Genomic DNA, 13,058 nt, shown 5'->3' on the forward strand with positions numbered 1-13,058 from the left:
TTGACCTTATAACCGTAGTATACTCTGACCTTTTTTGACTTTCAAGGGATTTGTTTATGGTAATTATTTCTTAAATATTAAAGTTAGCTCGTCTTTGTTTGTCCATCTCTTCATATAGTTAAATAGAGGGGGAGATGATGTGAAGAAAAATTGGACAGCAGCTTTTCAGATTGCAGCAGTCTACGTCGGGACTGTCGTAGGAGCTGGTTTTGCCACAGGAAGAGAGATCGTTGAATTTTTTTCACGCTTTGGCTTCTTTGGCTTAATAAGTATTTTAATGAGCGGCTACCTCCTTGTTGTTTTAGGTTCCAAATTAATGAGAATAGCGGCTCATATAAATGCAAAATCCTATCAGGAGTTAAATGAATATTTATTTGGGAAGTGGGCAGGCAAAGCCATTAATATCATTATGCTTGTGATGCTTCTTGGTGTAAGTGCCGTGATGCTCGCTGGTGCAGGGGCAGTATTTGAAGAACAATTGGGCCTTTCGAAAAACTTCGGAGTCCTATTAACCATATTTCTTTCTTTTATTGTCATGATGACTGGTACAAAAGGGCTTTTTGCAGTAAATTCTTTTGTGGTACCCTTAATGATTTGTTTTAGTTTATTGTTAATGGGCTTTTCTGTAAAATTACCTCATTTTATGGATCAATTTTTATTTATTCCACATGTTGATGATGGCTGGAAAAGCGTGGTGGCTCCCTTTTCCTATACTGCTCTAAATTTAGCCTTGGCCCAGGCAGTTTTAGTGCCGATTGCCACAGAAATAAAGGATGATTGGACAATCAAGTGGGGAGGAATACTAGGAGGGGCTGCTTTGACCCTTATTCTACTCTCAAGTCATTTTACTTTAATCATGCTCCCAAATCTTGAGAATTATGAAATTCCTATGGCCATAATTATGAAACAAATTGCTCCATTTTTTTATTGGATTTTTGTGATGGTCATTTATGGGGAAATTTTTACTTCGGTAATTGGAAACGTATTTGGTTTAGATCGGCAACTTAAGCAATATGTATCGGTTTCGACCATCACCTCTATTTCAGGAATTTTTGCCATTTCTTATGTAATTAGTCTCATTAATTATGGAAAATTACTGTCATACCTCTATCCGTTGTTCGGATACATAAGCCTGATATTTTTCATCTTGTTATGGATGAAACGGTTGCCCAATAGAATCAAGTAAAGGGGGGCTCATTTCTTTGAATGGAAATTATTTGCTGTAATTTTCATTCTTTTTCCTATGATAAGGAAAAGGCTTTTTGAAAAAAATAGTAGGTGAAAGGAGTGAATGGTATGAGCAAATCGCAGAGGCAGCATGAGAGGGAATGGACTGTTAGAAAACAAGATCAAAATCCGCATGGCAAAGTGAAATCACTTAAACAGATTTCAAACGAAATAGGAAAACAGCCATAAATTTAAGGTTGAATGGGTTTTGTTTAAGTAATGATACAGAGGAAAAAGGCAGCCGCGGGCTGCCTTTTTAATGGCTCAACACAAATTAATAAGCGCTTTCTTTTACAATCTTATAGTTTTTATGATTTACAACCGTACGCTGGTCCAATTCTAAATCACGGTAATTGTCCATGTATGTTAGATCGACTATTACAGAATTTTCATTTACCTTTTCCACTATTCCCTGTAACCCACCACGGAATTCAATGATATTTCCTATTTCTGCTACTTTCATTCAGTCTCTCCCCTTTGCCATACAATTTCATCTATCCCATTTAAATAACAGTTTGCACTACTTTTCCAATTTCGTAAAGGATTTTATTTGACAATTACGTTAATTTTGATAAAAAAATTAATTAACTATAATAGTAGATTTATTATTTAAAAAAATTCCTACAATTGAAGGGTATTTCCTCGGAAATTTCGACAAAAAATACCCCTTTATAAAGATTTACGTTAAAATACTTTTGTAAAGGTGGTGCATATGTTGAATGAAGATGCTGTAAACGAAATATTGGAACGGTTAAAGGCCGGAACACTTTCTGAGTATTATGTAAAGCAGGATGATTTTATGGTATTCCGGCAAGTACTTGTTAAAAGAAAGGATTTTAAACATTTCCGTGGGATTGCGCAGAGAGGTGGAGATGTCCTTTATCAATATTTGCAAGTGCCAAGAAGTTAATTTGTGTACATATACAATAAAGATTAAAAATGGAGGGAGGACAATGATGATTAGCCAAAGCATATTACCAGCATCAACGAATATGAAGGAGTTTGAGCGCTTTTTAAAAAGCTCCTATGAAATCGGCGTTTTTTTAGATATGCATATCTCTCAGTTAAAAAGTATAAGTGTACTTGCAAAACAATATGGAAAAAAAATGATTTACCATGTTGACCTCATACATGGGATAAAAAATGATGAATATGCGACAGAATATATCTGCCAGGAATATAAGCCTTTTGGATTAATTTCAACGAAATCCAGTGTGATTTTGAAGGCTAAGCAGAAGGGAGTCATTGCGGTACAGAGAATTTTCCTCCTTGACACCCATGCATTGGAAAAGAGCTACTCATTAATTGAAAAGACACGTCCTGACTTTATTGAGGTTTTACCTGGGGCCATGCCTTGGATGATTACTGAAGTAAAGGAACGCATTGGGATCCCCATTTTTGCAGGCGGGCTTATTCGGACAACAGCAGAAGTGCAAAATGCACTGAATGCAGGTGCTACAGCCATTACGACTTCAAAGCGGGAGCTTTGGGATACATTCGCAGTTCAAAAATAAAGTTTCAGTTTCAATAGTTTGGAATAAAAAAGGATTGACAACGCTTTCACTAGTTTATATACTTTAATCAAGTTAATAGAATTGTGACGGAGACAAGGAGATTCACGCGAAAGACCATGGCTTATGGTTTTTTTGTGTGAATCTCCTTTTTTGTTTTCTGTCAGAAAGAACAACATATAATGAAAAAGGAGCGGAACAAATTGACACCCTTTATTGGAGAATTAGTAGGAACAATGATTTTGATTGTCCTCGGTGCTGGAATTGGAGCGGGATCTTCGTTAAAAAAATCCTATTCCAATAACGCCGGATGGATTGTAATTACCATAGCGTGGGGACTGGCAGTAACAATGGGAGTTTTCGCAGTAGGATCGGTGAGTGGAGCACATCTTAATCCGGCCGTTACCATTGCACTTGCTCTTAATGGAGAATTCCCGTGGTCCGATGTGCCGGGGTATATTCTTGCCCAAATGATTGGAGCCATCCTCGGTGCAGCCCTAGTCTATCTACATTATCTGCCGCATTGGAAAGAAACAGATGACCCAGGAACAAAGCTAGGCGTTTTTGCGACAAGTCCGGCAATCCCGCATACATTTTCAAATCTATTTAGTGAAATTTTTGGTACATTTGTTCTTGTACTTGGTTTATTATTTATTGGGGCTAACAAGTTTACAGAAGGATTAAATCCACTGGCGGTTGGATTATTGATTGTCGTGATTGGAATGTCATTGGGTGGAACCACTGGATATGCAATTAATCCTGCTCGTGACCTTGGGCCGCGGATCGCACACTTCCTACTGCCGATTCCGGGTAAAGGGAGCTCTAACTGGGGCTATTCATGGATTCCGGTTGTAGGGCCGCTGTTAGGCGGAAGCCTTGGGGCAGTATTCTATAAAGCTTTATTTTTAGGGGAAGTTACCGGAGCCCTATGGGTAGTTATAGGACTTAATCTGATCGTACTATTACTTGCATTTATTGCAGGAAAAAAACAGAATACGAACAATAATTTAAGAAGAAAAGCTGCTTAATATAAGATCAAATTTGGAGGGCGTATTATGGAAAAGTATATTCTATCATTAGATCAAGGAACAACCAGTTCACGAGCCATTTTGTTTAATCAAAACGGGGAAATTGTTCATATTGCTCAAAGGGAATTTACGCAATATTTTCCAAAACCGGGTTGGGTTGAACATAATGCCAACGAAATATGGGGTTCTATCTTGTCTGTCATTGCTGAAGTTTTATCTGAAACAGGAATAAAGCCAGACCAAGTTGCCGGGATTGGAATTACCAATCAGCGCGAAACGGCGGTTGTTTGGGATAAAGAAACTGGGGAACCCGTTTATCATGCGATTGTTTGGCAATCCAGACAAACGAGTGGTATTTGTGAGGAATTAAAAGAAAAAGGTTACGGTCAGTTATTTCGTGATAAAACAGGCTTGTTAATTGATGCCTACTTCTCAGGGACTAAGGTAAAGTGGATTCTTGAACATGTTCCTGGGGCACATGAAAAGGCTCTCCAAGGTAAGCTTTTATTTGGAACAATTGATACATGGTTGATTTGGAAGCTTTCAGGGGGAAAGGCGCATGTAACCGATTACTCTAATGCATCCCGTACCCTAATGTTTAATATCCATGACTTAAAATGGGATGAGGAATTACTAGAAATTTTAGGTGTTCCTAAATCGATGCTTCCTGATGTTCGGCCATCCTCAGAAATCTATGCTAATACAGTGGACTATCATTTCTTTGGCAAGGAAGTGCCAATTGCCGGAGTTGCAGGAGATCAGCAGGCGGCATTATTTGGCCAGGCGTGTTTTGAAAAGGGTATGGCAAAAAATACGTATGGTACGGGCTGCTTTATGCTCATGAATACTGGAGAAAAAGCAGTAAAGTCTGAACATGGTTTATTGACAACAATCGCATGGGGATTAAATGGAAAAGTAGAGTACGCTTTAGAAGGAAGTATTTTTGTAGCGGGTTCAGCAATTCAGTGGCTTCGCGATGGTTTAAGAATGATTAAGGATGCTAAAGATAGCGAAACATATGCAGCAAAAGTGGAATCTACAGATGGGGTTTATGTTGTACCTGCATTTGTCGGGCTTGGAACACCTTATTGGGATAGTGATGTCCGAGGTGCGGTCTTTGGATTAACACGTGGAACAACAAAGGAACAATTTGTTCGAGCCACACTTGAGTCGCTAGCTTATCAAACAAAGGATGTCTTATCAGCGATGGAAGCCGATTCAGGCATTCAATTGAAAACACTTCGCGTTGACGGTGGTGCGGTTAAAAATAATCTCCTAATGGATTTCCAAAGTGACCTTTTAAATGTTCCAGTTGAAAGACCTGTGGTCAATGAAACAACAGCTCTTGGAGCCGCTTACTTAGCGGGACTTGCAGTTGGGTTCTGGAAGAGTCAGGAAGAAATCTCGAAGCAATGGGCAATCAGCCGGAAGTTTGATCCGAAAATGAACGAAGAGGACCGTAAACTTCTGTACGCTGGCTGGAAAAAAGCAGTAAATGCGGCAATGGCATTTAAATAAACTATTCTGTTTCGTAAAAATATGGTATAATAAAACACAAGTTAATATATTGGCAGGAGAATTTGGAGAGACCACAAAAACATTACCATTTGGTAATGTCTTTTGTGGTCTCTTTTTATTTCCCCTAAAAAATTTCTAAGCATATAATAATAAGGCTTCTTAATCGGGAGGAAAAAATAATGAGATTTTCGAATTTAAATCGTAAAGAGATTGTATCGAAATTAAAGGAAGTTAAGTTTGATGTTTTAGTTATTGGTGGTGGAATTACCGGAGCCGGTATCGCCCTTGATGCGTCTTCAAGAGGAATGAATACCGCACTGGTCGAAATGCAAGATTTTGCGGCAGGTACATCGAGCCGGTCTACAAAATTAGTGCATGGAGGATTAAGATATTTAAAACAATTTGAAGTGAAAATGGTCGCAGAAGTAGGGAAAGAACGTGCGATTGTCTATGAAAACGGCCCGCATGTCACTACTCCAGAGTGGATGCTTCTGCCAATGCATAAAGGCGGAACATTTGGACCATTCTCTACATCTATTGGTTTACGTGTTTATGATTTCTTAGCAGGAGTAAAAAAATCAGAACGAAGAACGATGTTATCTGCGGAGCAAACCCTTGCAAAAGAGCCGCTCGTTAAAAAAGAGGGCCTAAAAGGCGGGGGGTATTACGTAGAATATCGTACTGATGATGCAAGACTAACGATTGAAGTAATGAAAGCGGCGATTGAAAAGGGTGCAACTGCCTGCAATTATACAAAAGTTACAAATCTTATCTATGAAAATGGAATCGTTGTCGGTGTAATGGTCCAAGACTTGTTTACAGGTGAAAAATATCAGGTCCGTGCGAAAAAAATTGTCAATGCGGCGGGTCCATGGGTAGATCAAATAAGGGAAATGGACCATTCGAAAAAGGGAAAGGTTCTCCAGTTGACAAAAGGTGTCCATCTCGTAATTGACCAGTCTCGATTCCCTTTAAAGCAAGCAATTTATTTCGATACGCCAGATGGTCGAATGGTATTTGCAATCCCTCGAGATGGAAAGGCATATGTGGGTACAACGGATACATTTTATGACCAGGATAAAGCGCACCCTTATATGACAACTGCTGACCGCAGCTATATCATTAAGGCGATTAATTATATGTTTCCTGATGTGAAAATAGCCGAGAAGGATATTGAGTCCAATTGGGCAGGAGTTAGACCACTTATATATGAAGAAGGAAAAAAGGCATCGGAAATTTCTCGAAAGGATGAAATTTGGGAATCCAAAACAGGTCTTATTACAATTGCTGGAGGGAAATTAACGGGATACCGGAAAATGGCGGAAACGATTGTGGATTTACTTGCAGCGAAATTTAATGCTGAAGAGGGGAAGAACTACCCGGCTTGTATGACGAAGGATATGCCAATTTCCGGCGGCGATGTTGGTGGTTCTGTCCATTTTTCAGACTATGTTGGTAGAAAGGTAAAAGTTGGTCTTGAAGTGGGGTTAACCAAGGAAGAGGCAGAACAATTAGCAAAAATATATGGCTCAAATATTGAAGACGTTTTTGAACTTCTTAATACGTATAAAAATGATGCAGCTCGTTATGGATTGCCACTCACATTATTTGCTAAGTTAATCTATTCCATTCGCTATGAGATGGCAGCCACTCCAATTGATTTCTTTAATCGCCGAACTGGTGCAATATTGTTCAATATTCAACTTGTACAAAAATGGAAGAACCAGGTATTAGCTTATATGGCTGATCAATTTGGATGGAACGAGCAAGAAAAGCAAAAATATACCAATGAATTGGAAGAAGCCCTAATGCATGCAGTAATACCAATTGATCAACAGAATAATGAATTTCCCAAGGCAGTGGGCGGAAATTAATAAATGGCAGGCCGTAAATTTTTGCGGCCTTTCTCTATTTTTGTGATCTTTACTACTGTTCAAGTGAATAAGAAAATGATATTCTATCCTTTGTATTATTTTTCACAAACTATGCCTTTTATTTAAAACATAATTGTGTCATTTTAGGGAAAAAATAATTTTGATTGTATTGTTTTATTTATTAATCAATTAACGGTTTAGTTGACTAAAATGAACAAATTGTTTAAGTTTATTAGGCAGGTAATAATTTTAAATTTATTATATTAATTGACATTAAAGGAGTTTGATTTACATGGCAGAAAAACAATTTAAAGTAACAGCTGAAACAGGAATTCACGCAAGACCGGCAACCTTGTTAGTACAAGCAGCTAGTAAATTTAATTCTGAAATCAATTTAGAATATAAAGGAAAAAAGGTTAATTTAAAGTCAATTATGGGTGTAATGTCTTTAGGAATTGGCCAAGGAGCAGACATCGTGATTTCTGCTGAAGGAAACGATTCAGAAGAAGCTTTATCAAGCATTGAAGAAACATTGAAAAAAGAAGGTTTGGCTGAATAATGAGTTTTTTACATGGAATTGCTGCATCAAACGGTATTGCAATTGCAAAAGCTTACCGTCTTGTAGAACCTGATTTATCCTTTGCAAAGAAAACGATTGATGACAAGAATTCAGAGGTAAAAAGATTTCGTATGGCAATGGAAAAATCTACGTCTGAACTTGAAATCATTCGCGACCGGGCAAAGGTAGAACTTGGGGAAGATAAGGCAGCCATTTTTGAAGCACATCTTCTAGTTCTAAGTGACCCTGAATTGACCGGACCGATTGAAGATAAAATTCAATCTGAAAAAATCAATGCTGAATTTGCCTTAAAAGAAACGGCAGATATGTTTATAACAATGTTCGAACAAATGGATAACGAGTATATGAAGGAGCGGGCCGCAGATATTCGTGATGTAACGAAGCGTGTTCTTTGCCATTTACTTGGTGTTCAATTGGTAAACCCAAGCATGATTGCCGAAGAAGTTATTATCGTGGCTGAGGATTTAACTCCTTCCGATACCGCTCAATTAAATCGAAATTTTGTAAAAGGCTTTACCACCAATATTGGCGGCCGTACCTCGCACTCAGCGATTATGGCAAGATCATTGGAAATTCCTGCAGTAGTTGGAACCAAAACAGCTACTGATGAAATTAATAATGGTGATTTGGTCATTGTGGATGGGCTTAAAGGTGAAGTACATATTAATCCGACACCTGAGCTAGTGGAACAATACCGTAAAATCCATAACGAATATGAGGCGCAAAAAGCTGAATGGGCAAAATTAGTTAATGAAAAAACTGTTTCTGCAGATGGGCATCATGTTGAATTAGCCGCAAATATCGGAACTCCGAATGATTTAAAAGGAGTTATGGATAATGGCGGTGAAGGAATTGGTCTATATCGAACTGAATTCCTTTACATGGGAAGAGATCAGCTTCCAACCGAGGAAGAACAGTTCGAATCCTATAAAGCCGTCTTAGAAGGAGTGAATGGCAAGCCAGTGGTGGTTAGGACTTTAGACATTGGCGGCGATAAGGAATTACCATATTTGGAATTACCAAAAGAATTGAATCCATTCTTAGGTTTCCGTGCGATTCGTTTATGCCTAGAAGAGCAGGGAATTTTCCGAACTCAATTGCGTGCACTGCTGCGGGCAAGCAGCTATGGTAATTTAAAAATTATGTTCCCAATGATTGCAACCCTTGATGAGTTCCGCCAAGCAAAGGCAATCCTAGAAGAAGAAAAAGCGAAGCTTCAAAGCGAAGGGCAAACTGTTAGTGAAAAGATTGAGCTTGGAATCATGGTTGAAATTCCTTCAACTGCGGTTTTAGCTGACCAATTTGCCAAAGAAGTTGATTTCTTCAGTATAGGGACAAATGACCTCATTCAATATACAATGGCAGCTGACCGTATGAATCAGCGTGTATCCTATCTCTATCAGCCATATAGTCCATCTATTTTAAGATTAGTCAAAATGGTTATTGATGCTGCACATGTAGAAGGAAAATGGACAGGCATGTGCGGTGAAATGGCAGGAGATGAAACAGCCATTCCAGTTCTTCTAGGACTTGGTCTTGATGAATTCTCAATGAGTGCAACATCCATTTTAAAAGCCCGTTCACTAATTCGGAACCTCAAAAAATCCGATATGGAAAGTCTCGCGCAAAAGGTATTAAATATGCAAACAACTGACCAAGTAATCGAGGCTGTAAAAGCAGCAATAAAATAATTTACCTTAAAACCGACTGGGAAATCAGTCGGTTTTTTTTTGTGAAAAAAGAAGGGATTTTTAGACAAGTATAGAAATATAATATAGTAAGAAAGACTTATTAATACCGAATGTTGATAGGTCTATCGTACAACGTGCAGGATCGTGCAGGGGGTGAAAGGAATTATGGAACAGAAACCGTTACATTATGATGGTAGTTTACAACTAGACTCTACACTAACTGAGTCGGTGGTTAATGAACCATTCCAAATGACCGATGAAATGAGAGTAAATATTGGTCGTAACCCGTACTCAGTTGATACAAATGAATAAGAGGCTGTTTTGAGGATTTGTCTAAATGACAAATCCTTTTTTTAATGGGCTACTTTAAAGCAGAAATGTTGACCGAACCATTTTTTTAATTTAAAATTACCTCGAATTGAAAATATATTAATTCAAGGTTTGCGAAAAAGTTTGGTTAATTTTTATATTTTTGATTTAAACTAAAATGTCAACTACATGAAGAGAAAGGTGATGGAAGAATGTCTCAAGTTTTATATATAACGGCGCACCCACATAATGAAACACAATCCTACAGTATGGCCGTTGGGAAGGCGTTTATCGATACGTATAAGGAAGTAAATCCCGGAGATGAAGTGGTTCATTTAGATTTATACAAAGAGAATATCCCGCATATAGATGCAGACGTTTTTAGTGGTTGGGGAAAGCTTCGATCTGGACAAGAGTTTGATCAGCTATCTGCAGAAGAAAAGGCAAAGGTTAGCCGGCTGAATGAATTAAACGAACAATTTATTGCCGCAAATAAATATGTTTTCGTTACTCCGTTATGGAACTTTTCATTTCCCCCGGTTATGAAGGCATACCTTGATTCTGTTGCTGTTGCAGGAAAAACATTTAAATACACGGAAAAAGGTCCGATTGGACTTTTGACTGATAAAAAAGCACTGCATATCCAAGCACGCGGCGGGTTCTATTCAGAAGGACCTGCAGCCCAAATGGAAATGGGCCACCGGTATATTAGTATTATGATGAGTTTCTTCGGTATTCCAACCTTAGAAGGGCTCTTCGTTGAAGGGCATAATGCAATGCCTGATAAAGCACAGGAAATCAAAGAAAATGCCATTGCTCGTGCGAAGGATCTTGCGCATACGTTTTAAACAGAAATAAATTTGGGGAGACAGAATTACTCTGTTTCCTTTTTTCTTGTAAGATAAAAGAAGAATAAAGGGAGGAAATAATGATGGAATTAAATCTAAATGGTAAAACAGCGATTATCGCAGCCTCAAGTCAGGGGCTCGGTTTTGCGATTGCGGAAAGACTCGTAAGGGAAGGCGCAAATGTCATGATTTCTGGACGGGATGAGGAGAAACTGAAACAAAAAGCAGCTTTGCTTGAAGCAATTGATCTTGGAAAAGTCAGCTACCATAGAACCGATGTAACAAATCCTCCGGAAATTAAGCAGCTTGTTCAAAAGACAATTGACATCTTTGGTGAAATCCATCTGCTTGTAAATAATGCCGGCGGTCCGCCTGCAGCTGCTTTTGAAGATCTATCCGATAATGAATGGCAGAATGCATTTGAATTAAATCTATTATCCTATGTAAGGCTAATCCGAGAAAGCTTGCCTTACTTAAAAAAAGAGGGAGGAAAAATCCTTAATATCGCTTCTTCTTCTATAAAAGAACCGATTCCTGGATTAATTTTATCAAACACATTTCGAACTGGAATTGTCGGGCTTTCAAAAACACTCGCTTCTGAATTAGCGCCATACAATATTTTAATTAATACAATTGCCCCTGGACGGATTGCAACAGATCGAGTGAAACATTTAGACCAAGTCAATGCAGATAAGCAAGGTGTTGACCGAGAAGTTATTGAAGAGAAATCAAAAGCGGCAATCCCTCTAAAAAGATATGGGAAACCTGAAGAATTTGCCAATGTCGCTGCGTTCCTTTTATCGGATGCAAATACCTATATGACAGGAAGCTCGTTCCTTGTTGATGGGGGCATGATTAAAGCGATTTAATTTTTCACTCCCTATATAAGCCATTCCTAACGTTTATTTCCATTAATCGATGGTTATGGTAGTAATAAAGGGAGTGTTAGGATGCTGAAAAAATTGCGGATGCTGTTATTTTTATCAATTGGAATCATCAGTACATCTTTTTTAACCGGATGCGGGCTGAAGTTTTCAGATGAACTGATTGTCAACCGATTTGCGGATGCCTTATTAACAAAAAATAATGAGCTTCAGTTTCGCTTTCGCATAAATGACCAAATATTAAATGACCGTCAATTATATAAGGTTAAAGTGGCCATCCATGATGATAAACTAGCAGCAGCTATTGGTCAAAGAGAAATTGTATATGGTGAAGAACAAGTCATTAATGGAGAATTTTTAGATGTGGGGCGAAGTGAAAAATATATTTATATGAATCCCATTCCCTTAAAAAAAGACTTACATATCCATGAATTGGAGAATATGATTGAAAATAAAAATGCTGTATCAATTGAAGTATTCAACAATCAAGAGGTCTTTGGTCGTGCATACCTAACTAATTTTTCTTCAGAGCTCTAAAATGAAGATTAACTTTTCGTAAGGGTGGACACAATAAGTATGTGCATAAATTTGGAGATTTTAGCGCGGGGACCGGGTCTGAAAAATGACCCGGTCCTTTTCAATACTTTCAGAGAAATTTAGTGCTAAAATAGAGGTAAAATGAGGAGAGGGTGATGAATTTGTTAACTCCAGAAAATACGGTAATCGGATTTATTGGAATAGGCGTGATGGGAAAAAGTATGGCAAGCCATTTATTAAATGCGGGGTTCCCGGTAGTTGTTTATTCGAGAACAAAGGAAAAAGCTACAGACCTTTTGGAAAAAGGTGCGACATGGGCTGGAAATCCCCAAGACGTGGCTGAGAAAGCCCAGGTTATTTTTACGATTGTCGGTTATCCGAAGGACGTGGAGGAAGTTTATTTTGGTGAAGATGGACTAATTGCCCACGCTAACGCAGGAAGCTATCTAATCGATATGACGACTTCTGCGCCTTCGCTTGCCAAAAAAATATATAAGGCTGCTAAGCAGAAGGGAATGCAGGCCATTGATGCTCCTGTTTCAGGTGGGGATGTCGGGGCGAAAGAAGCGAAGCTCTCGATTATGGCTGGCGGTGAGCGGGAAGCTTTTGATGCGGTTCGTCCGATACTCGAGCACCTTGGAACGAACATTGTCTACCAAGGGGAGGCTGGAGCAGGGCAGCATACAAAAGCATGTAATCAAATTGCAATTGCTTCCAATATGATTGGAGTATGTGAAGCGATCATCTATGCAGAAAAAGCTGGATTGGACCCTGAGACTGTATTAAAAAGCATTTCAACAGGGGCTGCTGGAAGTTGGTCTCTAAGTAACCTTGCCCCAAGAATGCTCAATGGAAATTTTGAGCCAGGGTTTTACATAAAGCATTTCATTAAGGATATGAAAATTGCCCTTGATGAAGCAGAACAAATGGGAATGGATGCCCCTGGGCTGTTATTGGCTAAATCCCTTTATGAGCAATTAGCTGAAAAAGGTGAAGAAAACAGCGGAACTCAAGCGTTGTATAAATACTGGAAGAACTAAAGGTATCGAAT

Annotated in this window: 14 protein-coding genes; 13 read left to right on the plus strand and 1 reads right to left on the minus strand. The window is 38.6% G+C overall.

From position 1 onward, the window contains the following. The first annotated feature begins 139 nt into the window (after nucleotides 1–139). On the plus strand, nucleotides 140–1,186 hold the full coding sequence (locus ACFQZ9_RS05630; protein ID WP_498942710.1) for a YkvI family membrane protein: 1,047 nt from the start codon (nucleotides 140–142) through the stop codon (nucleotides 1,184–1,186). 110 nt (nucleotides 1,187–1,296) lie between these two features. Next, entirely contained in the window at nucleotides 1,297–1,416 is a 120-nt protein-coding gene (locus ACFQZ9_RS05635; RefSeq protein ID WP_231510828.1) for a DUF6254 family protein, read from the plus strand. 85 nt (nucleotides 1,417–1,501) lie between these two features. Here the strand turns inward: ACFQZ9_RS05635 and ACFQZ9_RS05640 are convergent, their stop codons facing one another. Then, a complete protein-coding gene (locus ACFQZ9_RS05640; RefSeq protein ID WP_198311054.1) occupies nucleotides 1,502–1,690 on the minus strand; it encodes a YkvS family protein in 189 nt (62 codons plus the stop codon). Nucleotides 1,691–1,939: 249 nt separating this feature from the next. Between ACFQZ9_RS05640 and ykzS the strand changes: the two genes are divergently transcribed. From ykzS to ACFQZ9_RS05695, 11 genes are all read left to right on the plus strand, one after another. Further along, nucleotides 1,940–2,137 carry a protein YkzS gene (gene ykzS / locus ACFQZ9_RS05645; protein ID WP_198311055.1) on the plus strand — a complete coding sequence of 66 codons (198 nt, stop codon included), beginning with the start codon at nucleotides 1,940–1,942 and terminating at the stop codon, nucleotides 2,135–2,137. A gap of 43 nt (nucleotides 2,138–2,180) precedes the next feature. Then, nucleotides 2,181–2,741, plus strand: a complete 561-nt coding sequence (locus tag ACFQZ9_RS05650; protein WP_498942711.1) for a glycerol-3-phosphate responsive antiterminator — start codon at nucleotides 2,181–2,183, stop codon at nucleotides 2,739–2,741. Nucleotides 2,742–2,941: 200 nt separating this feature from the next. Next, nucleotides 2,942–3,766, plus strand: a complete 825-nt coding sequence (locus ACFQZ9_RS05655) for an MIP/aquaporin family protein (RefSeq protein ID WP_498942712.1) — start codon at nucleotides 2,942–2,944, stop codon at nucleotides 3,764–3,766. 27 nt (nucleotides 3,767–3,793) lie between these two features. After that, a complete protein-coding gene (gene glpK / locus ACFQZ9_RS05660) occupies nucleotides 3,794–5,284 on the plus strand; it encodes a glycerol kinase (protein WP_498942713.1) in 1,491 nt (496 codons plus the stop codon). 179 nt (nucleotides 5,285–5,463) lie between these two features. Then, nucleotides 5,464–7,158 (plus strand): glycerol-3-phosphate dehydrogenase/oxidase, encoded by a 1,695-nt coding sequence (locus ACFQZ9_RS05665; RefSeq protein WP_498942714.1) that lies wholly within the window; start codon nucleotides 5,464–5,466, stop codon nucleotides 7,156–7,158. Between the two features lie 292 nt (nucleotides 7,159–7,450). Then, a complete protein-coding gene (locus tag ACFQZ9_RS05670) occupies nucleotides 7,451–7,717 on the plus strand; it encodes a phosphocarrier protein HPr (RefSeq protein WP_026574699.1) in 267 nt (88 codons plus the stop codon). Beyond that, on the plus strand, nucleotides 7,717–9,429 hold the full coding sequence (gene ptsP / locus ACFQZ9_RS05675) for a phosphoenolpyruvate--protein phosphotransferase (RefSeq protein WP_498942715.1): 1,713 nt from the start codon (nucleotides 7,717–7,719) through the stop codon (nucleotides 9,427–9,429). The genes ACFQZ9_RS05670 and ptsP overlap by 1 nt, the downstream gene beginning before the upstream one ends. Nucleotides 9,430–9,950: 521 nt before the next feature. Then, the gene (locus ACFQZ9_RS05680) at nucleotides 9,951–10,586 is read left to right on the plus strand and encodes an FMN-dependent NADH-azoreductase (protein ID WP_498942716.1); all 636 of its coding nucleotides are present in this window, start codon (nucleotides 9,951–9,953) and stop codon (nucleotides 10,584–10,586) included. An 83-nt stretch (nucleotides 10,587–10,669) separates the two neighbouring features. Beyond that, nucleotides 10,670–11,455, plus strand: a complete 786-nt coding sequence (locus ACFQZ9_RS05685) for an SDR family oxidoreductase (protein WP_498942717.1) — start codon at nucleotides 10,670–10,672, stop codon at nucleotides 11,453–11,455. A gap of 81 nt (nucleotides 11,456–11,536) precedes the next feature. Beyond that, nucleotides 11,537–12,007: a hypothetical protein gene (locus ACFQZ9_RS05690; protein WP_198311063.1), complete on the plus strand. Its 471-nt coding sequence runs from the start codon at nucleotides 11,537–11,539 to the stop codon at nucleotides 12,005–12,007. Between the two features lie 161 nt (nucleotides 12,008–12,168). Further along, complete coding sequence (locus ACFQZ9_RS05695; protein ID WP_498943589.1) at nucleotides 12,169–13,047, plus strand: NAD(P)-dependent oxidoreductase; 879 nt, start codon at nucleotides 12,169–12,171, stop codon at nucleotides 13,045–13,047. The last annotated feature ends 11 nt before the right edge of the window (nucleotides 13,048–13,058 follow it).

Origin of the sequence: Neobacillus sp. GCM10027624 (assembly GCF_042675345.1) — a bacterium.
Classification (GTDB): domain Bacteria; phylum Bacillota; class Bacilli; order Bacillales; family Cytobacillaceae; genus Neobacillus; species Neobacillus cucumis_D.

What these genes read in the sequence shown, in the direction of transcription:
- ACFQZ9_RS05635 (WP_231510828.1), top strand. Translation starts at nt 1,297, where the DNA reads ATGAGCAAATCGCAGAGGCAGCATGAGAGGGAATGGACTGTTAGAAAA.
- ACFQZ9_RS05640 (WP_198311054.1), bottom strand. Translation starts at nt 1,690, where the DNA reads ATGAAAGTAGCAGAAATAGGAAATATCATTGAATTCCGTGGTGGGTTA.
- ykzS (WP_198311055.1), top strand. Translation starts at nt 1,940, where the DNA reads ATGTTGAATGAAGATGCTGTAAACGAAATATTGGAACGGTTAAAGGCC.
- ACFQZ9_RS05650 (WP_498942711.1), top strand. Translation starts at nt 2,181, where the DNA reads ATGATGATTAGCCAAAGCATATTACCAGCATCAACGAATATGAAGGAG.
- glpK (WP_498942713.1), top strand. Translation starts at nt 3,794, where the DNA reads ATGGAAAAGTATATTCTATCATTAGATCAAGGAACAACCAGTTCACGA.
- ACFQZ9_RS05665 (WP_498942714.1), top strand. Translation starts at nt 5,464, where the DNA reads ATGAGATTTTCGAATTTAAATCGTAAAGAGATTGTATCGAAATTAAAG.
- ACFQZ9_RS05670 (WP_026574699.1), top strand. Translation starts at nt 7,451, where the DNA reads ATGGCAGAAAAACAATTTAAAGTAACAGCTGAAACAGGAATTCACGCA.
- ptsP (WP_498942715.1), top strand. Translation starts at nt 7,717, where the DNA reads ATGAGTTTTTTACATGGAATTGCTGCATCAAACGGTATTGCAATTGCA.
- ACFQZ9_RS05680 (WP_498942716.1), top strand. Translation starts at nt 9,951, where the DNA reads ATGTCTCAAGTTTTATATATAACGGCGCACCCACATAATGAAACACAA.
- ACFQZ9_RS05685 (WP_498942717.1), top strand. Translation starts at nt 10,670, where the DNA reads ATGGAATTAAATCTAAATGGTAAAACAGCGATTATCGCAGCCTCAAGT.
- ACFQZ9_RS05690 (WP_198311063.1), top strand. Translation starts at nt 11,537, where the DNA reads ATGCTGAAAAAATTGCGGATGCTGTTATTTTTATCAATTGGAATCATC.